Below are 20,530 nucleotides of genomic sequence, written 5' to 3' on the forward strand. Positions count from 1 at the left end.
AAATTAACAAATGTGGAAGGATGAGAGATGAGCACTGAAATGTTCATCCAGTACTTTTTTAATGCACTGGCATTGGGATCTCTTTATGGGCTTATTGCTATTGGTTACACCATGGTCTACGGTATACTGAGACTCATTAATTTTGCTCACGGTGATATCTTTATGCTGGGAGCATATTTTGTTTTCTTTTCCACAATTGGCTTTATGCCTGCTTGGGCAGCTTTTCTTCTTTTGTTTCTTGCTGCTCTTGTTTATTATTCGGTCTTTATAGGCTTTAAAAGGCGTCCTCCAATTTATTGGATTGCTGCTTTTTTAATTCTTGTGCTAGGATTTGTTTATTATTTTAAAATTTCCCCACAAGACTTTACACCGATTTGGGTTTTAGCTCTTTGTTTTTCCATTTTTATTACAAGTGCTGTGGGTGTTGCTGTTGATCAATTTGCTTATAAACCTCTACGCCATGCTCCGCGTATTTCGGCACTTATCGGTGCAATTGGTGTTTCTTTTTTTATTGAAAATCTTGCTACTGTACTCTTTAGTGGTGTTCCGAAAGGTGTACAACAGCCAGATTTTCTTGTAACACCATTTTTATGGCATCTAGGATCAGGAGCAGATGGTATCATCAGAATTGCTCCCATGTCTCTGATCGTTCCCGTTGTGTCATTAATTCTTATTTTATTACTGTTATGGATTATCCATAAAACAAAACCGGGTCTTGCTATGCGCGCAATCTCCCATGATATTGAAACAACACGTTTGATGGGTGTGTCTGTCAATAAAGTTATTGCGTTTACATTTGGAATAGGCTCAGCTCTTGCCGCCATAGCAGGCATTATGTGGTCTTTACGTTATCCTCAAATTCAGCCTTATATGGGTGTTCTTCCTGGTCTCAAAGCATTTATTGCTGCTGTTATCGGAGGTATTGGTTCGATACCAGGAGCAATGTTGGGAGGATTATTATTAGGGTTTATTGAAATTATGATTATCGCATTTTTCCCTGCGCTATCTGGATATCGAGATGCCTTCGCTTTCATTTTATTGATTCTGATTCTATTGATATTGCCCACAGGATTAATGGGTAAAAGAAATCAGGAGAAAATCTAATGGCAAAGTCAGCGACAACTGTTTTATCGTGTATAAGTGTTTTAGTTCTCATAGTTTTTTTATTTTATGCTGATAGCCATTTTAATGACTATACGCTTCGTATCATCAATCTGATTGCTATTAATGCGATATTGGCAATTTCGCTTAATTTGATTTACGGTTTCACAGGTATGTTTTCTCTTGGACATGCTGGATTTATGGCTATTGGTGCTTATGTTTGCGCAATTTTACTTCTTTCCCCTGAACAAAAAGAAATGATGTGGATTCTTGAGCCTATTGCTGAACCATTATATCATTTGCAGTTACCTTTTTTTATCGCTGTTGTTATAAGTGGTTTGTGTGCTGCTGTTGTAGGTTTATTAATTGCTTTACCAATATTGCGTCTTGGTGGCGATTATCTTGGAATTGCAACATTAGGTTTTGCGGAAATTATTCGCATTGTCATTACGAACGCAACATCGCTCACAAATGGCTCTTTGGGAATCAAAGGAATACCTCAAAATGCAACATTATGGTGGAACTATGGTTGGCTAGCATTTACAGTTCTCTTTATTGTTCTCTTACTGCAAAGTAATACTGGTAACGTATTACGTGCCATTCGTGATGATGAAATAGCTGCAAAAACTATGGGAATTAATGCTTTTTTCTACCGTAGTTTTTCCTTTACTGTTGGAGCGTTTTTTGCAGGTATAGGTGGCGCATTAATGGCGGCTCTTATTTCAACCATTGATCCAAAAATGTTTAATTTTCTTCTGACTTTTAATATTTTAATGATTGTTGTTGCTGGTGGTCTCGGTTCAATTACAGGGAGCATTATTGGCAGCATTATTATTACAGTTATGCTTGAATGGCTTCGTATTATTGAAAGTCCATTTGACTTAGGTTTTATACATATTCCAGAAACCCCAGGGCTTCGTATGGTTGTTTTTTCTCTTTTATTGCTGGTAATTATCTTGTTTTGGAGAAAAGGGTTAATGGGACAACGAGAATTTTCATGGAATGGAATTTATAGCTTTTTGATACGCAAAAAGCTTTCTAATACTGAGGGAAAGCTATGAACGACAATATCCTTTCACTCAATAATATTGTAATGCGTTTTGGCGGATTAGTTGCTGTAAATAATGTTAATATGGCAATTAAACGAGGAAGTATTACTGGATTAATTGGTCCCAATGGTGCTGGAAAAACAACAGTTTTCAATATGATTTCTGGATTTTATGCTCCTACAAGCGGCATCATTCTTTTTGATGAGAAAAAAATTTCTGGAGCCTCTCCTTATATTATCTGTAGAAGCCATATTGCCAGAACATTTCAAAATATTCGTCTTTTCTCAGGGTTAACGGTTTTGCAGAATGTTATGGTAGGAGCGCATGTTCGACAAAAATATCCTTGGTTTTCTTCAGCTCTATTTTTTTCAAAAGCAATAAAAGAAAAGAAGGAAATTTATAAAAATTCCTTGGAGCTCCTTGAACAGCTACAACTTGATCACCTTGCCAATCAATCGGCAACAGCTTTACCTTATGGTGTGCAACGACGTCTAGAAATTGCACGTGCGTTAGCCACAAAGCCCAAATTGCTTCTTCTTGATGAACCTGTTGCTGGCATGAATCCACAAGAAAGTGAAGATCTTAGAAAATTCATAGCAAAAGTGCAAAAAGACTTTGATCTTACAATTCTTCTTATTGAGCACGATATGAAAGTGGTTATGGGGCTTTGCCAACATATTTTGGTTATGGAATATGGTTGTTGCATTGCCAGTGGTACACCAGATGAAATTCGTAATAACCCTAAAGTTATTGAAGCTTATCTTGGCGGAGATGTTTATGGATATTCTTAAAATAAAAAATCTTTACGTTCATTATGGCGCCATTAAAGCTGTCCAAAATCTTTCTATGTCCATAAAGCGGGGCAGTATTGTCACTTTAATTGGAGCCAATGGTGCAGGAAAAAGCAGTATTGTACGTTCTATTACAGGGCTTAATCGCTCTGTTTATGGAGAAATTACCTATAATGGCAAATCTATTATTAAAAAATCACCAGAAGAGATTTTGCGATTAGGGATTGCTCTAAGCCCTGAAGGACGACGTATCATGCCCCATCTTACTGTTTTAGAGAATCTTCATCTAGGCGCTTATATTCGTCACGATAAGCAGGGAATTTCCCGTGATATTGAATGGATATTTGACCTTTTTCCGCGCCTACGTGAAAGAGCAAAACAGTTGGGAGGAACAATGTCAGGGGGTGAACAACAGATGGTTGCTGTGGGCCGTGCACTCATGAGCAATCCTGATATGGTCATATTAGATGAACCCTCCTTGGGGTTAGCACCACTTCTCGTTCGAGAAATTTTTTCGATTATTCGAAAAATTAATGATATGGGAAAAACTGTTCTTCTTATTGAACAAAATGCATTTGCTGCACTTTCCATAGCTGACTATGCTTATATTTTAGAGGTAGGACATATTTTATTTCACGGTGAAGGAAAAACTATGCTATCTGATTCGCGTGTTAAAGAAGCCTATCTTGGTGGGTAAGACTACGAATTAAGGAAATAGAGCTCATCCCTCCACCATTTAAAAAAGCATTTCTCATTAAGGATGAGAAATGCTCCTTTGTGAATTTTGACTATTACATCCACCATTTTTCTGCACTGAATATTCCTGCTTCTTGTTCAATAATGTGCGCTATCTGAAAAATGACTTCTTCAGAAAAAGGTTTACCAATCAATTGCAATCCTAGAGGTAAACCATTTGATGACAGACCAGCAGGAACAGAAATTCCTGGTAAACCAGCCATATTAACTGGTACCGTAAAAATATCATTAAGATACATTGCTACAGCATCATTTTTTATTTTTTCATCAGCAATACCAAAAGCAGGTGTTGGTGTTGTTGGTGTCAAAATAGCATCAATGCCTGAAGCAAAACATTGGTCAAAATCACGTTTTACGAGTGTTCTTACTTTTTGAGCTCTTAAATAACAGGCATCATAATAACCTGATGAAAGAACATAAGTTCCAACCAGAATGCGCCGTTTGACTTCATCACCAAAACCAACAGAACGCGTATTTTCATACATCTCAATGATGTCTTTTCCAGGCATACGCAAACCAAAACGCACACCATCATAACGCGCTAAATTAGAAGAGGCTTCTGCAGGAGCTATAATGTAATAAGAAGGTAGAGCATATTTTGTATGGGGTAAAGAAATATCTTTAATCTCAGCACCTGCTTCTTTTAACCAATTTATTCCTTTTTGCCAAAGCTCAATAATTTCTGGAGACATTCCATCCACATGATATTCTTTTGGAATACCGATTTTCATTCCTTTGATTGATTGACCAAGATAACTTTCATAATCAGGAACTGGTAAATTGACGGAAGTAGAATCTTTTTCATCAAAAGAGGCCATTGATCTGAGTAAGATAGCACAATCACGAACATCTCTAGCAACAGGTCCAGCTTGATCAAGAGATGAAGCAAACGCGACAACGCCCCATCGCGAACAACGTCCATAAGTTGGCTTTATTCCTACAGTTCCAGTAAAAGCTGCGGGTTGACGTATTGAGCCACCTGTATCGGTTGCAGTTGCACCAGCACAAATTTGTGCAGCAACAGCGGCTGCGGATCCCCCCGAAGAACCACCGGGTACGAGTTTTTCATTTGAGCCTTTTTTTCTCCATGGACTAATAACGGGACCATAATATGATGTTTCGTTGGATGAGCCCATAGCAAACTCATCCATATTAAGTTTTCCTAACATCACAGCACCATCTTGCCATAAATTAGCCGTGACAGTTGATTCATAGTGCGGTTTAAAACCATCAAGGATATTTGAACAGGCTTGAGTATGAATACCATAGGTTGCAAAAAGATCTTTAATCCCTAAGGGAATTCCTTCCAAAAGCCCTTCCTGCCCTTTCGCTAAGCGACTGTCTGATTCAGCAGCCATTTTCATTGCCTGTTCTGCTGTTATTGTTACATAAGCATTTAAAGTTGGATTTGCCAACTCTATTGCTTGTAAATAAGCTTCCGTTAATTCTATTGCTTTGAGATTTTTCTTTGTTAGAGCATCACGAGCTTGCGCAATTGTGAGAGTTGTTAAATCAGTCATATTGGTTCTCAAATTTCAAAAATATAAAAAGTTACTCAACAATTTTTGAGACAAGAAAAAATTTTTCTTCTGTAACAGGGGCATTGGCTACAATATCTGCTGCTTTATCGCCATCTGTAACACTATCTTCACGCATTCGTAGTGTCATCGGCATCACAGATGTTAATGGCTCAACTCCACTGACATCAACTTCATTCAATTGCTCTACAAAACCTAAAATAGCATTGAATTTTTTTGTCACAGGTTCTATCTCATCATCGTGGAGGGCAATCCTTGCTAAATGTGCTATCCGCTTGACTGTCTCTTGATCAACAGACATACTCTTTACGCCTTTCTGCTTTTTTGTTTATTTATTGATCTTTATTCTGGCTATACAAGGCTGCACTTGTAAGTGCAAGAATATTAGATAACATGAATAAAGAATATAACTATAGATCTGAAACATTAAAAAACGTATTATACTTTTATGACTGTTATTAATATAGATGAAGTTATAACACATCTTTTGCCTAGACAAACAATAGCAGGCTTAGATTTAGGGACAAAAACTATCGGAATTGCGATTTCTGATAGGGGGCTGATTGTCTCAAATCCGCGTCCTGTACTACAGCGAAAAAAATTTACAGAAGATGCTTACACACTTATTAAAATTTTTGACCGTGAAAATGTAGGCGTTATTATCATTGGCTTACCTCTTAACATGAATGGAAGCAGTGGCTCTCGTGTTCAAGCAACCAGAGCTTTTGTGAGCAATATGAAAGCTTATACAAAAATTCCATTTGTTTTTTGGGACGAACGTTTATCAACAATTGCTGCGGAACGGTCTCTTTTAGAAATGAATGTATCGCGCGCTAAACGAGCAAGCCGTATTGATTCGGCAGCCGCCGCTTTTATATTGCAAGGTGCTCTCAATAGAATTCAAAACTTTCATCATATGGAAGGATAGAGGACATTGAGCAAATGCCCTGCATTATATCGTGCAATGAGCATCCCGTAAGAAGATCTCCATTGTCCCCCAAGGCGGCTTTCCATATAGGCATTCGCAACATGTTCTATGTCTGTAGAACGTAATGCTGCTGCTGCTGCTGCATAGGCCACCTGTTCAACAAAAAATCTTCCTGCACCTTCATTTGCTAATGCCATATCACCTGCTGACTTAATAATTTCAATTGCTCGGGGTCCCGCTGCTCCAATATCAAGAGCAATTTTTTCCAACAATTTCTGAAACAATCCCGGTGCTTTTTCAGCAATAAGAATGGCATCCTTTACCAATTGATTAGCAGAACTATTTCTCACAATTCGCGCAGGCCCATTATGCAACATTTGTGATAATGGATTATTCTCTATAAAACTTTCAATACCAAGTTGTGCAATAATTTCACCAATAATAGGTACAACCAATTGACTTACATGATAAGCAATAATAGGTGTCATAATGCGGGCAAAAGCTGCTTCAGAACGGTCATTTGCTGCATTGTCAAATGCTCTTGCTAAACGCAAAACCAATGCTTGTGAGGCAGCTATATCTAATGCAATATCTGCAAAAATACGTTCTGTCAGTGGTGGTAAAGGCTGATTGGGCATTTTTTTCCGGAAAAAATCCATACCAAATTGAAGAGCCGCTCGTAAAACACCTGCCGATATGACAGATTGATCGAAACGCATCATCGTCTCGATATCTTTAATAACTTTAAGCCCTTCTCCAGCATTTCCCAAAAGCCAGCCATAACTGCCTTGGAAGTCGACAACCCCCTCTGGTGTTAGAAGTTCTCCAGAACGCTGAATTAAATGACGAATCGATATAGATCCATTTAATGCGCCATTTTCTTGTATGCGTGGAATAAAAAAACAACTTAAATGACCATCTAAATCTGCACTAACAAGATATCCGTCAGCGGTAGGATTAATAACGTTGGTTTTTACAACATTTAAACGATATAGATCACGTTCCATACTTTCATCGAAAGAAATTTTCTTAACACTTGGAAAATTGAAAGCGTATTTTTCAATATCGTCAAATGCACAAGTTAGAGAAGCCGCCTTTTTATGATGAATAGGCTTTGATGAGGAATCATATTGGCGTGATAAAAGTACATTTTGCCATTTTTTGAAGAGCTCAATATCACTAATTAAAACAGCAATAGCTGCACTCGTTATGATAACTTCATTCAAGTGTCCTGTTTCTAAACCAGCAGATAAAGCTAAACGAATCGCACGCGCTTGATAGCGTACTCCATTTTCTGAGCTCGTATTTTCCCAAAGCGAGGTAACCAAACCTGCTTGTCTAGAATATTGTTGAAGAGCTTGATAGGAAGAATGGATCTCTAATCTTTCTGTTGGTTGCCCCCATTCATCATTATAGCATAGTAAAGGCTTATAATGATTCGCTAAGCAAGAAAGTTTCCATGCTTCTCGACTCGCGGCAAAATCCCCTATTTCTTCAAAACTTGTTAACAAAAACTTAGGCAAAGTAGAAGCAATACGAAACATAAGCGTATCGCTAAGAAATGTATTTTTTCGACGAGTATTTTGCGCAGATACAGCACTCATAGGTATATTCCTACATTCAAATCATTCATATCATAGACTATTTGTCTTTTTAGAGTTAAAAAACATTTATCATATTCAAACAAATGCTTGTTTAACCTGTTTAGAGAGAGATAAAGAAGAATGCTATGATGCAAGATAATTTTTTTCCACTTTTCCCTCATCAACATCTTTTAGCTATTAAAGATCTGAGTGTACAAGATCTTAATACATTGCTTGATCGTGCAGAAGCAAATGTTATCCTTTCTAACAAAATTGATAAAATAAAATCTACTTTGCATGGACGGACTCAAATTAATCTCTTTTTTGAAGCCTCTACGCGAACACAATCTTCTTTTGAATTAGCGGGTAAAAGGCTAGGTGCACACGTGATGAATCTTGCGATCGGCAACTCATCTGTAAAAAAGGGAGAAACATTACTTGATACAGCTACAACTCTCAATGCGATGAAGCCAGATATACTGGTTTTTCGCCATAACAGTGCAGGAGCGGCAGCTTTATTAGCGCAAAAAGTTGATTGTTGTGTTATTAATGCAGGTGATGGTGCCCACGAACATCCAACCCAAGCTTTATTAGATGCTCTAACCATTAAAAAGGCAAAAGGTCGTATTGAAGGATTAACTGTTGCGATTTGCGGAGATATCTTACACTCACGTGTTGCCCGTTCTAATATCTTGTGTCTCAATGCTTTGGGTGCTCGTGTTCGTGCTGTTGCTCCTTCAACACTCTTACCCGCAGAAATTGCTCATATGAGTGTTGAGGTTTTTAACACGATGAAAGACGGTCTTAAAAATGCTGACGTTATCATGATGTTGCGCTTACAGCATGAACGAATGACAGGCTCTTTTATTCCCTCTACGCGTGAATATTTCCATTATTTTGGCTTACATAAAGAAAATTTAGCCTATGCCAAAAATGATTCTATTATTCTGCACCCTGGCCCATTAAACCGTGGTGTAGAGATTGCATCCGACATAGCAGATGGACCACAAAGTATGATTCATACACAAGTAGAAATGGGAATTGCAGTGCGTATGGCTGTCATGGAGGCTCTATTAGATTCACGAGCAAAGATCAGTGGAGAAAAAAAATGATAAAACCAGTTGTTTTTCAAAATGCTCGTATTATTGATCCTTCGCGCGCAATCGATGAAATTGGTACAGTTATTGTTGAAAATGGACGAATTATAGCCGCTGGAAAAGAAGCTCTGAATCAGGGGTTTCCTGAAGAAGCAGAAGTTATTAACGCACAAAACAAAGCAATTCTCCCTGGACTTGTTGATGCGCGCGTTTTTGTTGAAGAATTAGAGAACGAACATTGTGAAACAATTACATCAGCAAGTTACGCGGCCGCAGCAGGTGGTATTACTTCCTTTCTTATGATGCCAAACACGCATCCAGTTATCGATAATGTAGCACTCGTTAAATTTATTACGCATACAGCACAGGAAATGTCATTGGTCAATATTTATCCCGTTGCTTCAATCACACAAGGTTTCAACGGACAAGAAATAACCGAATTTGGTTTGCTCAAAGATGCAGGAGCCGTTGCCTTTAGTGAAGGAAAAACAACACTTCAAAATTCATCTGTTATGCGGCGTGCAATGACTTATGCACGCGATTTTGATGTTCCATTGATGCATGAAACGCAAGATAAAGATCTTACAGGGCAAGGTGTGATGAATGAAGGACTGCTTGCCAGTTGGCTTGGTCTTTCTGGCATCCCTCGCGAAGCAGAAGTTATCCCACTTGAAAGAGATCTACGTTTAGCAGCATTAACGCAAACACGCTATCATGCCGCTCAAATATCGACAGCACTCTCTGCTGATGCACTTCGTTTAGGTAAAAAACGCAGTGAGAAAATTTCAGCGGGTGTATCTATTAATCATTTATCTTTCAATGAAAATGACATTGGTGAATATCGCACTTCTTTTCGCTTAATGCCCCCATTGCGTACAGAAGAAGACCGTGTAGCAATGATTGAAGCAATAAAGGATGGGATTATAGATGTTATTGTCTCTTCTCATGATCCTCAGAGTATCGACACAAAACATTTACCATTTAATGACGCGGCAGTTGGCGCTATTGGTATGGAGACCTTATTGAGCGCAGCCTTACGCCTTTATCATAATGAGAGCCTATCTCTTCTACGGATAACGGAACTTTTGTCAACGGCGCCTGCAAAGCTCTTTGGACTCAATGCAGGAACACTCAAAAAAGGGGCTCATGCAGACCTTATTGTGGTTAATCTTGAAGAACCATGGGTTGTTTCGAAAGAGAAGCTCTATTCACGTTCAAAAAATACCCCTTTTGAGAATGCGCGTTTTCAAGGACGCGTGCTCCAGACCTTTGTGAAAGGGAAAAACGTTTTTAAACTTGATCAACAAATTTAATGAGATTCTTAATGAATGAAGCAGAAATATTTTTTCAATCCACTCCATGGTTTATTTTCCTCATATCTTATCTCATTGGCTCGATTCCATTTGGTCTTCTTTTAACGAAATTGTTCAAAATTGGTGATATAAGAACAATCGGTTCCGGCAATATTGGAGCAACAAATGTTTTACGAACAGGAAATAAAAAGCTTGCTGCTCTAACACTTCTTTGTGATATGTTGAAAGGAACTATCGTTGTTTTCGTTATAAAGTTTTTTAGTGATCCGCTAAACAATAGTATCCTTGTTTCTCTAGCAGGATTTTTTGTTTTCTTAGGACATCTTTTCCCCGTATGGCTTAAATTTAAAGGTGGCAAAGGTGTTGCTACCTATCTAGGAGTCTGCTTAGGAATCTATTGGCCTGCAGCAATTATTTTTATTATTGTATGGATAACGATTTTTCTCCTCATGCGTTATTCCTCATTATCTGCGCTTATTGCTGTTACGATCACACCGATATTTGTTTTTTATTTTTCCGCTTCTTATTTCTATTGTATGCTGATTGTGATGAGCGTATTTGTGTTTATAAAACATTCTGCAAATATCGGTAGATTATTAATTGGGGAAGAAAGTAAGATTGGTACGCAACACGGAGATAAATAAAGGAATCCTGCTTACTGATCGTCAACGTCTAAGCTGGTTACGGTTATTGCGCAGTGAAAATATTGGAGCTGTTAGTTTTTGCAATCTCATTGATCATTATAAAACAGCAGAAAATGCTCTGGCAGCACTGCCAGAGCTTAGTAGAAAAGGTGGTGGTTCTGCATCTATTAAAATAGCAAGCTTAAAAGATGCAGAAAAAGAAATGCAAGAAGCTGAAAGATTAGGTGTCCGGTTTATCGGTATGGGAGAACCAGATTATCCAGCTTTTCTTAAGGTTACAGAAGCCCCTCCGCCGCTTATTGCTATCAAAGGTAATGTTTCAATTTTTCAAAAAACTTCTATTGGAATTATAGGTTCTCGAAATGCTTCAGCTGCGGGAAAAAAGCTTACGGCTCAATTTGCGCGTTTTCTCGGAGAAGCAGACTTTGTAACAATTTCTGGGCTCGCTCGTGGAATTGATAGCGTTGCGCATCAAGCAAGTTTAAAAACAGGAACTGTTGCAGTCATGGCGGGAGGAATTGATCATATCTATCCTCCTGAAAATAAAAAGTTGCATGAAGATATTATTGCCAACGGTGGAGCCATCATCAGCGAAATGCCCATTTCTTGGAAGCCGCGTGCTATCGATTTTCCAAGAAGAAACCGTATTATTGCAGCTCTATCACTTGGTCTCTTGGTTGTAGAGGCAGCCCTGCGCTCAGGGTCCTTAATTACCGCACGTCAAGCAGCTGAAATGGGACGGTTGATTTTTGCCATTCCCGGTTCTCCACTTGATCCAAGATCTGTTGGTACAAACAATCTTATCAAAGATGGTGCTCTACTCACCACACATCCTTCTGACATTATAGAAACACTTACGCCATTAATTTCACCGCTTCCAAATTCGCAACTCAATTTTTTTGAGGAACCATCCTCTTTACAACTTGAAAAGGAGAATTTTAATTTAGCAGATGAAAAAAACAGTGATCTCTCTTTAGCAGATGATGATGCAGCACGTGCAGCAGTTCTCTCCGCTCTTTCAACAACGCCAATCGATTTAGACACACTCAGTATCCACTCAGGTGTTTCACTCCCAGCTCTCTACCTCTTGTTGGTAGAACTCGACCTTGCTGGAAAGCTTATTCGGCACTCTGGTGGTTGTGTGTCATTGTCGAATCTTGATCTTCCCCAAGAGCCTCAGCACTATTAATAATGCTTTGCCCTTCTTTGGCAACCATATCCAAAAGCAATGCTAAAAGCGGACTGTGCGCCTGACGCGCCATTTGATTCATTTGCTTTGACATGTCTGTAATATATTGGATAACTTTTAAATGATTTATAAACATAATCCTCTATCCTTGAGCATTTCCCCTCCTACCTCTCAATAGACGTTATCTTAGTATTTCGCCGTATGTTTTTGTAATAACAGTGGAAAATAAATTGTGTAATTCTATATAGGGTGTACTCTAATAATGACAATCATAAGTTGTACAATATTCATGTTTTTTATATGGCTAATATTTTTTTATGTGCTCTTAAGCAATTGGCATTAGCTATTCGCGTAAAAGGCGTTTATAAAAAAATTTTTATTTCAATATTTGGGTAAAATTATGAATATCGTTATCGTTGAATCTCCAGCAAAAGCAAAAACAATTAATAAATATCTTGGGTCTCAATACAAAGTTGTCGCATCATTTGGACATGTTCGTGATTTGCCTGCAAAAGATGGTTCTGTTTTACCGGATCAAGATTTTTCTATGAAATGGGATATAGATTCTGGTGCCGCTAAACGTTTAAATGAAATAGCAAAAGCCGTTAAAGAAGCCGATAGTCTTATATTAGCAACAGACCCTGATCGTGAAGGGGAAGCTATTTCATGGCATATTCTGGATGTTCTCCGTCAAAAAAAAGTTTTAAAAGATAAACCTATTAAAAGAGTTGTCTTCAATGCCATCACCAAAAAGTCTGTGCTTGATGCTATGAACAATCCACGTGATATTGATACATCACTTGTAGATGCTTATCTTGCACGTCGCGCTCTTGATTATCTCGTTGGTTTTACACTTTCACCTGTTTTATGGCGTAAACTCCCTGGTGCGCGTTCAGCAGGACGCGTTCAATCGGTTGCTTTGCGTATTATTTGTGATCGTGAATCAGAAATAGAACATTTTATCAAAGAAGATTATTGGTCCATTACAACACAGTTAAAAACCATCCGAAATGATAGTTTCCAAGCAAGATTGACAATGTTTAATCAAAGAAAAATAGGCAAGCTTGATATTCAATCTCAAGAACAAGCAGACCAAATTCGCTTTATGTTGGAGCAAGCCCAATACCATACACTCAGTGTTGAAGCAAAACCTACAAAGAGAAATCCTTTTCCTCCATTTACAACCTCCACACTACAACAAGCAGCTTCTTCAAAATTAGGATTTTCAGCTTCTCGCACTATGCAAATTGCCCAAAAACTTTATGAAGGCATTGAAATTAATGGTGAAACGGCAGGGCTTATTACTTATATGCGTACCGATGGTGTGCAGATAGCACCTGAGGCTATTGATTCAGCAAGAAAAGTTATTCATGAAACTTTCGGAAAAGACTATATTCCTGAAAAGCCACGTTTTTATTCAACAAAGGCAAAAAATGCACAGGAAGCACACGAAGCGATCCGTCCAACAGATTTTCAACGCAATCCTAGTCAAGTCCGTAATTTTCTCGATAGCGATCAAGCAAAGCTCTATGAGCTGATATGGAAGCGTGCTATTGCCAGCCAAATGCGCTCTGCTGAAATTGAACGTACAACTGTTGAAATTGAAGCACAGACAGGAGAAAACTGTGCAAATCTACGGGCAACAGGATCTGTTACTCGCTTTGATGGCTTTATTTCCGTCTACACGGATCAACGAGACGAAGAAAATAATGAAGAAAATGAAACAACACGTTTACCACAAATAAACACTGGTGAAGCACTTACAAAAGAAAAAGTTGAATCTGTACAACATACCACAGAGCCCCCTGCTCGTTATTCTGAAGCTTCATTAATTAAAAAGCTTGAGGAGTTAGGAATTGGTCGTCCTTCAACTTATGCATCCACATTGGCGACATTGTGTGACCGTGGATATATTGTCATTGATAAACGAAAGCTTATTCCCGATGCCAAGGGACGTATTGTTACAGCCTTTCTTGAAAATTTTTTTAATCGCTATGTAGAATATGGTTTCACAGCAGATCTTGAAGAAAAGCTGGATCTTATCTCTGATGGCAAACTTTCTTGGAAAGACGTATTGCGAGATTTTTGGGATGGATTTAATGCATCTATTATCAATATCCAAGAACTCCGTATAACTAATGTTCTTGATGCTTTAAATGTAACATTAGCACCTCTCGCCTTTCCTGAACGCGAAGATGGAAGTGATGTACGTTCCTGTCCTCTTTGTAAAAATGGTCAATTATCATTAAAACTTGGGCGTTATGGTGCTTTTGTTGGCTGTTCCAATTATCCCGAATGTAAATACACACGCCAACTTGGTACAGATACTGGAGAAGAGAATGAAGCTGTACGCAATGATGAACCTGTTATACTTGGTATTGAACCTGAAACAGGAAAAGAGATCTCTCTTCGTAATGGCCGGTTTGGTCCCTATATTCAACTTGGTGAAAGCAAAGAAGTTAAGCGTGCAGGATTACCAAAAGAATGGCAGGCAGAAAATGTAACCCTTGATAAAGCCTTGGCTTTACTATCCCTTCCCCGTGAAATTGGCATTCATCCTGAAACTGGAAAAACAATCACGGCTACGATTGGACGATATGGTCCCTATCTTAGCCATAACGGAAAATCTGCGCGCCTTCTTCATGCAGATGAAGTTTTTGATATTGGTATCAATCGCGCTGTTACAGTATTAGCAGAACAACAAGAAAACAAAACCAGGCAAAGCAGAACAACACCTGAAGCATTGGCAACATTAGGAGAGCATCCCGAAGGAGGAACCATTACTGTGCGCAACGGGCGTTATGGTCCTTATGTCAATTGGGGTAAAATTAATGCAACATTGCCAAAAGATAAAGATCCCATTAGTGTAACTCTTCCAGAGGCACTAGAACTTATATCGGCTAAAGCATCGAGTAAAAAAACAACTTCAAAAAGAGCTTCTTCTAAAACAAAAGCAAAAATAAAAGAGACATAAATTTTGGCTAAAGGTGAAAAAAACATAAAATATCTCTCTTCATTCAAGGGGAAAACTTTTCCCAATAAGGAAGCAATCCTTTCCTTTATAATTGAGAATCCTAACCACTCAAGTAAACGAGAAATCGCTAAAGCTTTTAACTTAAAAGGCGATTCTCGTATCTGGCTTAGAGATATGTTACGTGAGTTAAAGGATCAAAATCTCATATCTAAACACCACAAAAGAGCAATAAGCAAAGGAAAATTACCCCCTGTTTCTTTAGTAAAAATTAGCGGACGTGATAAAGATGGAAGTTTTATTGCACAACCTCTTGAATGGGAAGATTCTCCAAAGCCCAATATTGAAATACACTCTTTTCATCACATAAAAGGAAGTAATATTGGTGTTGGAGATCATATTCTTGTAAAAGTTTTTCGAAATAAAAATTCTGAAAGCTCAAGCCATCCTTATACGGGACGAATTATTCGTAAAATTGACGTATCTCCCAAAAGCGCATTTGCTATTGTACGAAAATTGGAAAATAATCAATGGCGCCTTGATCCTATAGACCGCAAAACCAATGAACTCATTGTTGAAATGTCTCCAGAAATGAAGATTCAAATTGGTGATCTCGTTGAAGTCGAAATAAAAAAAAATACTGGTTACGGATTAAAGAGCGCAAAAATAAAGAATGTTTTAGGGCACATTAAGAGTGAGAAAACACTCTCAATGATAGCGCTTCTTTCGAAAGGAATTCCTTATATTTTTCCTGAAAGTGTTCTTGAGCAAGCCAAACATATCAAAGCTGCCAATATGGATAATCGTGAAGATTGGCAACAATTACCCTTTATTACAATTGATCCACCAGATGCAAAAGACCATGATGATGCAGTTTATGCAACCAAGGATAAGGATCCAGCAAATAATGATGGTTGGATTATTATTGTAGCCATTGCAGATGTTTCTTATTATATCAAAACAGGAAGCGCCTTAGATAAAGAAGCATTGAAACGTGGAAATTCTGTTTATTTTCCCGATACCGTTGTGCCAATGTTACCTGAACGCCTTTCTCATGATTTATGTTCTCTGCGTGAAGGAAAAGAAAGACCAGCTTTAGCCGTTCGCATGATTTTTGATGCAAACGGTAATAAACGAAAACATAGTTTTCATCGTACTATGATTCGTGTAAGAGCCAAACTTTCTTATCAAGAAGTACAATTGGCAATTGAAGGTAATATAAATGAAAAAATAGCCCCTCTTTTTGAGAGCATTTTGCACCCCTTATGGGAAGCCTATGCATGCCTTAAAGCTGCGCGAAATCGTCGCCAACCACTAGAATTAGAAATTGCAGAAAAAAAGATTATTCTTGATCAAAATGGATGCATAAAAGATGTTGTGAGTGAAACACAATTAGAAGCGCATCGTTTAATTGAAGAGTTTATGATACAAGCCAATATTGCAGCTTCTGAAACATTAAAACAACATCACCAGCCGCTCATTTATCGTATTCATGAAAAACCTTCTCTTGCTAAGCAAGAAATACTTCGGAGCTTTCTTCAAAGTTTGGGGATACCACTCTCCCGCGGAAGCGAACTTACCTCAGCGCGCCTTAATAGAATTTTAGAAAAGGTCGCTCATACTCAACAACAAGAACTAGTCAATCAAGTTATTTTGCGTTCACAATCACAAGCAGAGTACAACCCTAAAAATAGTGGCCATTTTGGTTTGAATTTGCAGAACTATACACATTTTACATCACCAATCCGTCGTTATGCTGATCTCATTATTCATCGAGCACTCATTAAAGCTCTCAAATTAGGAAATGATCAATTAACAGATACACAAGAACAAAATCTTGCAGAAATTGCTACGCAAGTTTCTTTATACGAACGCCGTGCAATGATGGCTGAAAAAGAAACGATAGATCGGCTTGTTGCTCACTATTTAACGAATAAAATCGGTCGTATTTTTACAGGCCGCATTTCCGGAGTTACAAAAGCAGGTCTTTTTATCTCACTTGATAAACTCAATACAGATGGTTTTGTCCATATTTCTACACTTAAAAATGATTATTATCATTTTGATGAAGCACAACATGTTCTTGTAGGACAGCGTAGCCATAAAGGCTATCAGCTCAGTGATGTTGTAGAAGTAAAACTTATAACGGTACAACCTTTTGCTGGCGCTTTATGCTTTGAACTGTTAACAAAACCTCGTCCAATAAAATTTTTACCGACATCCTACCATAAAAACAAATTAAAAAAACAAAATTATACTCTTTATGGGAAAAGAAAAAATTAAGCTTCTTTCCCTCAATTAAATAGAATATGAATAATAAATTCAATTTAAGAAATGACTTATATTATATAATATTTATATTATTTTATATATACAATCTTCTTTCTCTAGTATACAAGAGGATAAATTTTATTATTAATTCTATAATAACCATATAGAAATCTTGCAGTTTTTTATACTTAGAAAATGAGAGAAACTGCAAAGGATAGTTTTGGCTTCCTTTCATTTCAGCTCATCTTTTCATTGTTTAAATAAACAAGAGTACCTTAAGCCATTCTCATGAAAAAAAAACCTTTTGACTCTCAAAATAATTCTTTGCGTGCAATTATTGCCGCTATTGCAACCATTGGCACTGTTGGAACAGCTTTGGCAATGGGAACACAACTTGTTTCTCTTCTTATGGCAGAGAAAGGACTTTCCAACAGTACAATCGGCTATAGTGGAACAGTTGGTGGAATCGCCACAATTATTGCAGCTATTTTTACGTCTCGAATCGCCTTATGCTTAGGAATCGCTCAAACAATATTGCTTATGATGGCGATAGGATCTTTAAGTTTTTTAGGATTCTATTTTTTTGATCCCATATGGGTTTGGTTTATTTTAAAGTTTATATTACATTTCAGCATGACAGTTATGTTTATCCTGTCAGAGTTTTGGATCAACAGTTATGCTCCCCCCAAAAAACGCGGTTTGATCCTTTCTATTTATGCTATTGTCTTAGGATTAGGGTTTATAATAGGTCTAACGCTGCTAGCAAAAGTGGGAACACAAGGATTTATTCCTTTTGCTGTTGGATATAGCCTTATTATGCTTGCTACTATACCAATTTTTACCGCTTGGAAATTAAGTCCAGAATTTCAAAAAAATCAATATATGCCATTGTTTCGTTATCTTTTTCACGTTCCAAGTGCAATGATGGCGGTCCTTGTTTACGGGGCCATTCAAATGGGCGTATTAACTCTTATAATACCCTTTAGTTTATCCATTGGTTATAATGAGAATGAAGCAGCACATTTTATGGCAACCCTTGCACTTGGGAATATTTTTCTCTTAATTCCTATCAGCATTATAAGCGACTACGCCAAAGATCGACGCTACCCACTGATGAGTTGCGCTATTCTAGGTTTTATAGGAACTTTTATAGTACCATGGATTCTTCAATATCCATGGATTCTGATGCTTGATTTGTTTTTTCTGGGTGGTGTATCAGCGAGCCTTTATACAATTAGTCTTGCACATTTAGGAGCCCGTCTCAAGGGGCAAGAACTTGCTGCTGCTAATTCTGCTTTTATTTTTTGTTATGGAATTGGTATGCTCATCGGACCGATCTTTATCGGAAAATCCATGGATATCTTTAAACCTTTCGGTTTTTCAATAGCCATGGCTGTTTTTTTCGGTTTATATGTCATTTTGGTGTTTGTCCAACTTATGAGAAAATTAATCAGCTCTTGACTTTTTTGAGAACATCCGTAGTGTTGCCGGAAAATCTGATGATGTTGGAAATAAGTTTTGACAGCAATAATATTTTTTCAGTATAAATAGGGTGTTTACATTATGGCTAAAGCAGCAACCATTAAGATCAAGCTTTTATCAACTGCAGATACTGGTTTTTTCTATGTAACAAAGAAAAACAGCCGTACAATGACAGATAAAATGAGCAAGCGTAAATATGATCCAGTTGTAAAAAAACACGTTGAATTTAAAGAAACAAAAATTAAATAAATAGAATTATCATTGAATTGATAGATTTTATACTCCAAAAGAAATGTGGGAGTATTGCTCTTCAACGTTATTTTTGAGGGGTGTTTTTTTTATTTCCTTAAGTTTAAAAAGTTTACTTTAAAATTTGTTTTTGTACGGATTTAGATAAGTTGAATTATTATTTAAGTTGCTTACATATATTCTGCATGAGTATTTGATTATTGTGATATCTAACGAAAACTTTGTCATTAAAACGAGACATTGTTTCGTCATATGAATAAAGTTTCTCGGGTGAATTATAAACAATACTAAAATAGAGTTATAATAATGTTAGCAGTTTCTTTATTTCATGAAAAAATCTTTTTCTCATTTTAATCTAAGAGGCTTTAATCTAAAAGTAATCGGTTTCAGTATTTTTGTCGCTGCTAGCATTCTTATCATTATGTCAACTTATTTTAAGAAAATTCAGCGGTTGCCTCAAAAAGAAAAATTTTCTTCTCAAAACTCTGTTGAAGGAAATGCATTAATCATTGATGGTGATACCATTATGATTTCTTCAATTAAGATTCGACTAGCTGGAATTGATGCTCCTGAACTCCACCAATTTTGTGGAAAAAAGAAAGCACGCTACCCTTGTGGGCTTGAAGCAAAGAAATATTTAGAACAATTATTAAAAAATAAAATTGTTACATGTCACTGGCAAAAAACAGATAAATATCGCCGTATTCTTGCAACATGTAAAACAAAACAAGTTAGCAATATCAACGCAACACTTGTACATAATGGTTGGGCTGTAAATTATTATGAATACCCCAAAGAAGAGCAAGAAGCTAGAAAGAAAAAGAAAGGAATATGGGCATCAAGTTTTCAACGACCAAAAGAATGGCGCAAAGCAAATCCTCGCACAGAATAAGAAAAATATTTTTTAATTTTATTTACTAATGAAACAATGTAGCCCAATTATCAAACTTGAAAAAGAGATCTATTCCTGTCGTTTTTGCGTCCAACAACCCCATTATTTTCCTCCTCTTCCTCATCAACCAAACCCTGTCGTTTATTTATCCGATACTGCTTCGATTGCAATTGCAGGCCAAGCACCAGGGTTGCGTGTCCATAAAACTTCTATCCCTTTTAATGATCGCTCTGGTGAAAAATTGCGTAATTGGTTGGGTGTCACGAAAGAAGAATTTTATAATAAATCTCTTTTTGCTATTGTTCCTATGGGATTTTGTTTTCCAGGTTATGACAAAAATAAAGCTGATTTACCACCAAGACGTGAATGTCGAGAAATATGGCATGAAAAGATATTTCAGGCAATGCCTCAAATAAAGCTTGTTCTTGCTATTGGCAGTTATGCGCAAAAGTGGCACATTACAGAATTAAAACATAAAACCGTTTCTGCAACTGTTGGTGATTGGAGAAATATTCTTTCCATTCCTCAACCTCGAGGCTATAATGTTATGCCTTTGCCTCATCCGTCATGGCGAAATACTTCTTGGTTACAGAAAAACCCATGGTTTAACGATGAGCTTATTGTATATCTGCGTCGTTTAGTGCGTAAATTTTTATAAATTAAAATATTGAGAAAA

General features: G+C 37.3%; 19 protein-coding genes. 15 read left to right on the forward strand and 4 right to left on the reverse strand.

The window, feature by feature from the left end; translation table 11 throughout:
* Positions 1-27: 27 nt before the first annotated feature.
* Genes ACFINU_RS03980 through ACFINU_RS03995 form a run of 4 tightly spaced genes read left to right on the forward strand, consistent with a single transcriptional unit; the run spans position 28 to position 3,638 of the window.
* Positions 28-1,104 (forward strand): branched-chain amino acid ABC transporter permease, encoded by a 1,077-nt coding sequence (locus ACFINU_RS03980; protein ID WP_375618125.1) that lies wholly within the window; start codon positions 28-30, stop codon positions 1,102-1,104.
* Entirely contained in the window at positions 1,104-2,162 is a 1,059-nt protein-coding gene (locus tag ACFINU_RS03985; RefSeq protein ID WP_375618124.1) for a branched-chain amino acid ABC transporter permease, read from the forward strand. Before ACFINU_RS03980 ends, ACFINU_RS03985 begins: the two co-directional genes overlap by 1 nt.
* Entirely contained in the window at positions 2,159-2,941 is a 783-nt protein-coding gene (locus ACFINU_RS03990) for an ABC transporter ATP-binding protein (protein ID WP_375618123.1), read from the forward strand. Before ACFINU_RS03985 ends, ACFINU_RS03990 begins: the two co-directional genes overlap by 4 nt.
* Complete coding sequence (locus tag ACFINU_RS03995; RefSeq protein ID WP_273791026.1) at positions 2,928-3,638, forward strand: ABC transporter ATP-binding protein; 711 nt, start codon at positions 2,928-2,930, stop codon at positions 3,636-3,638. Before ACFINU_RS03990 ends, ACFINU_RS03995 begins: the two co-directional genes overlap by 14 nt.
* 94 nt (positions 3,639-3,732) lie before the next feature.
* On the opposite strand, the gene gatA is transcribed toward ACFINU_RS03995, so the two are convergent.
* Entirely contained in the window at positions 3,733-5,217 is a 1,485-nt protein-coding gene (gatA, locus tag ACFINU_RS04000) for an Asp-tRNA(Asn)/Glu-tRNA(Gln) amidotransferase subunit GatA (protein WP_375618122.1), read from the reverse strand.
* Positions 5,218-5,248: 31 nt separating this feature from the next.
* Positions 5,249-5,536 carry an Asp-tRNA(Asn)/Glu-tRNA(Gln) amidotransferase subunit GatC gene (gene gatC, locus ACFINU_RS04005; RefSeq protein WP_375618121.1) on the reverse strand — a complete coding sequence of 96 codons (288 nt, stop codon included), beginning with the start codon at positions 5,534-5,536 and terminating at the stop codon, positions 5,249-5,251.
* Positions 5,537-5,683: 147 nt separating this feature from the next.
* Here gatC and ruvX point away from each other — a divergent pair, with 147 nt between their 5' ends.
* Positions 5,684-6,163 carry a Holliday junction resolvase RuvX gene (ruvX, locus tag ACFINU_RS04010; protein WP_375618120.1) on the forward strand — a complete coding sequence of 160 codons (480 nt, stop codon included), beginning with the start codon at positions 5,684-5,686 and terminating at the stop codon, positions 6,161-6,163.
* Here ruvX and ACFINU_RS04015 read toward each other — a convergent pair.
* Entirely contained in the window at positions 6,148-7,767 is a 1,620-nt protein-coding gene (locus ACFINU_RS04015; RefSeq protein WP_375618119.1) for an acyl-CoA dehydrogenase family protein, read from the reverse strand. The genes ruvX and ACFINU_RS04015 overlap by 16 nt on opposite strands.
* A gap of 125 nt (positions 7,768-7,892) precedes the next feature.
* Between ACFINU_RS04015 and ACFINU_RS04020 the strand changes: the two genes are divergently transcribed.
* Genes ACFINU_RS04020 through dprA form a run of 4 tightly spaced genes read left to right on the forward strand, consistent with a single transcriptional unit; the run spans position 7,893 to position 11,989 of the window.
* Positions 7,893-8,858, forward strand: a complete 966-nt coding sequence (locus tag ACFINU_RS04020; protein ID WP_375618118.1) for an aspartate carbamoyltransferase catalytic subunit — start codon at positions 7,893-7,895, stop codon at positions 8,856-8,858.
* Complete coding sequence (locus ACFINU_RS04025; RefSeq protein WP_375618117.1) at positions 8,855-10,156, forward strand: dihydroorotase; 1,302 nt, start codon at positions 8,855-8,857, stop codon at positions 10,154-10,156. Before ACFINU_RS04020 ends, ACFINU_RS04025 begins: the two co-directional genes overlap by 4 nt.
* A gap of 11 nt (positions 10,157-10,167) precedes the next feature.
* A complete protein-coding gene (gene plsY / locus ACFINU_RS04030) occupies positions 10,168-10,800 on the forward strand; it encodes a glycerol-3-phosphate 1-O-acyltransferase PlsY (protein ID WP_375618116.1) in 633 nt (210 codons plus the stop codon).
* Positions 10,757-11,989 (forward strand): DNA-processing protein DprA, encoded by a 1,233-nt coding sequence (dprA, locus tag ACFINU_RS04035; protein ID WP_375618115.1) that lies wholly within the window; start codon positions 10,757-10,759, stop codon positions 11,987-11,989. Before plsY ends, dprA begins: the two co-directional genes overlap by 44 nt.
* On the opposite strand, the gene ACFINU_RS04040 is transcribed toward dprA, so the two are convergent.
* Positions 11,919-12,125 carry a hypothetical protein gene (locus tag ACFINU_RS04040; RefSeq protein WP_375618114.1) on the reverse strand — a complete coding sequence of 69 codons (207 nt, stop codon included), beginning with the start codon at positions 12,123-12,125 and terminating at the stop codon, positions 11,919-11,921. The two genes, dprA and ACFINU_RS04040, sit on opposite strands and share 71 nt — an antisense overlap.
* 264 nt (positions 12,126-12,389) lie before the next feature.
* Here ACFINU_RS04040 and topA point away from each other — a divergent pair, with 264 nt between their 5' ends.
* The 6 genes from topA (at position 12,390) to ACFINU_RS04070 (ending at position 20,512) form a co-directional block, all read left to right on the forward strand.
* Positions 12,390-14,963, forward strand: a complete 2,574-nt coding sequence (topA, locus tag ACFINU_RS04045) for a type I DNA topoisomerase (protein ID WP_375618113.1) — start codon at positions 12,390-12,392, stop codon at positions 14,961-14,963.
* Positions 14,964-14,966: 3 nt separating this feature from the next.
* Positions 14,967-17,243 (forward strand): ribonuclease R, encoded by a 2,277-nt coding sequence (rnr, locus tag ACFINU_RS04050; protein ID WP_375618112.1) that lies wholly within the window; start codon positions 14,967-14,969, stop codon positions 17,241-17,243.
* Positions 17,244-17,519: 276 nt separating this feature from the next.
* Positions 17,520-18,692 (forward strand): MFS transporter, encoded by a 1,173-nt coding sequence (locus ACFINU_RS04055; protein ID WP_375618111.1) that lies wholly within the window; start codon positions 17,520-17,522, stop codon positions 18,690-18,692.
* Between the two features lie 102 nt (positions 18,693-18,794).
* Positions 18,795-18,962 (forward strand): 50S ribosomal protein L33, encoded by a 168-nt coding sequence (gene rpmG / locus ACFINU_RS04060; protein WP_004864083.1) that lies wholly within the window; start codon positions 18,795-18,797, stop codon positions 18,960-18,962.
* A gap of 328 nt (positions 18,963-19,290) precedes the next feature.
* The gene (locus ACFINU_RS04065) at positions 19,291-19,854 is read left to right on the forward strand and encodes a thermonuclease family protein (RefSeq protein WP_375618110.1); all 564 of its coding nucleotides are present in this window, start codon (positions 19,291-19,293) and stop codon (positions 19,852-19,854) included.
* 28 nt (positions 19,855-19,882) lie between these two features.
* Positions 19,883-20,512, forward strand: coding sequence for a uracil-DNA glycosylase family protein (locus ACFINU_RS04070; protein ID WP_375618109.1), 630 nt, complete (start codon positions 19,883-19,885; stop codon positions 20,510-20,512).
* Positions 20,513-20,530: the final 18 nt, after the last annotated feature.

Origin of the sequence: Bartonella sp. AC130YNZD (genome assembly GCF_042196865.1) — a bacterium.
In the GTDB taxonomy this organism is placed as follows: domain Bacteria; phylum Pseudomonadota; class Alphaproteobacteria; order Rhizobiales; family Rhizobiaceae; genus Bartonella.

What these genes read in the sequence shown, in the direction of transcription:
- topA (WP_375618113.1), top strand. Translation starts at nt 12,390, where the DNA reads ATGAATATCGTTATCGTTGAATCTCCAGCAAAAGCAAAAACAATTAAT.
- ACFINU_RS04055 (WP_375618111.1), top strand. Translation starts at nt 17,520, where the DNA reads ATGAAAAAAAAACCTTTTGACTCTCAAAATAATTCTTTGCGTGCAATT.
- rpmG (WP_004864083.1), top strand. Translation starts at nt 18,795, where the DNA reads ATGGCTAAAGCAGCAACCATTAAGATCAAGCTTTTATCAACTGCAGAT.
- ACFINU_RS04065 (WP_375618110.1), top strand. Translation starts at nt 19,291, where the DNA reads ATGAAAAAATCTTTTTCTCATTTTAATCTAAGAGGCTTTAATCTAAAA.
- ACFINU_RS04015 (WP_375618119.1), bottom strand. Translation starts at nt 7,767, where the DNA reads ATGAGTGCTGTATCTGCGCAAAATACTCGTCGAAAAAATACATTTCTT.
- ACFINU_RS04040 (WP_375618114.1), bottom strand. Translation starts at nt 12,125, where the DNA reads ATGTTTATAAATCATTTAAAAGTTATCCAATATATTACAGACATGTCA.
- ACFINU_RS03995 (WP_273791026.1), top strand. Translation starts at nt 2,928, where the DNA reads ATGGATATTCTTAAAATAAAAAATCTTTACGTTCATTATGGCGCCATT.
- ACFINU_RS04025 (WP_375618117.1), top strand. Translation starts at nt 8,855, where the DNA reads ATGATAAAACCAGTTGTTTTTCAAAATGCTCGTATTATTGATCCTTCG.
- gatC (WP_375618121.1), bottom strand. Translation starts at nt 5,536, where the DNA reads ATGTCTGTTGATCAAGAGACAGTCAAGCGGATAGCACATTTAGCAAGG.
- ACFINU_RS04020 (WP_375618118.1), top strand. Translation starts at nt 7,893, where the DNA reads ATGATGCAAGATAATTTTTTTCCACTTTTCCCTCATCAACATCTTTTA.
- ACFINU_RS04070 (WP_375618109.1), top strand. Translation starts at nt 19,883, where the DNA reads ATGAAACAATGTAGCCCAATTATCAAACTTGAAAAAGAGATCTATTCC.
- plsY (WP_375618116.1), top strand. Translation starts at nt 10,168, where the DNA reads ATGAATGAAGCAGAAATATTTTTTCAATCCACTCCATGGTTTATTTTC.
- ACFINU_RS03985 (WP_375618124.1), top strand. Translation starts at nt 1,104, where the DNA reads ATGGCAAAGTCAGCGACAACTGTTTTATCGTGTATAAGTGTTTTAGTT.
- ACFINU_RS03990 (WP_375618123.1), top strand. Translation starts at nt 2,159, where the DNA reads ATGAACGACAATATCCTTTCACTCAATAATATTGTAATGCGTTTTGGC.
- ruvX (WP_375618120.1), top strand. Translation starts at nt 5,684, where the DNA reads ATGACTGTTATTAATATAGATGAAGTTATAACACATCTTTTGCCTAGA.
- gatA (WP_375618122.1), bottom strand. Translation starts at nt 5,217, where the DNA reads ATGACTGATTTAACAACTCTCACAATTGCGCAAGCTCGTGATGCTCTA.
- ACFINU_RS03980 (WP_375618125.1), top strand. Translation starts at nt 28, where the DNA reads ATGAGCACTGAAATGTTCATCCAGTACTTTTTTAATGCACTGGCATTG.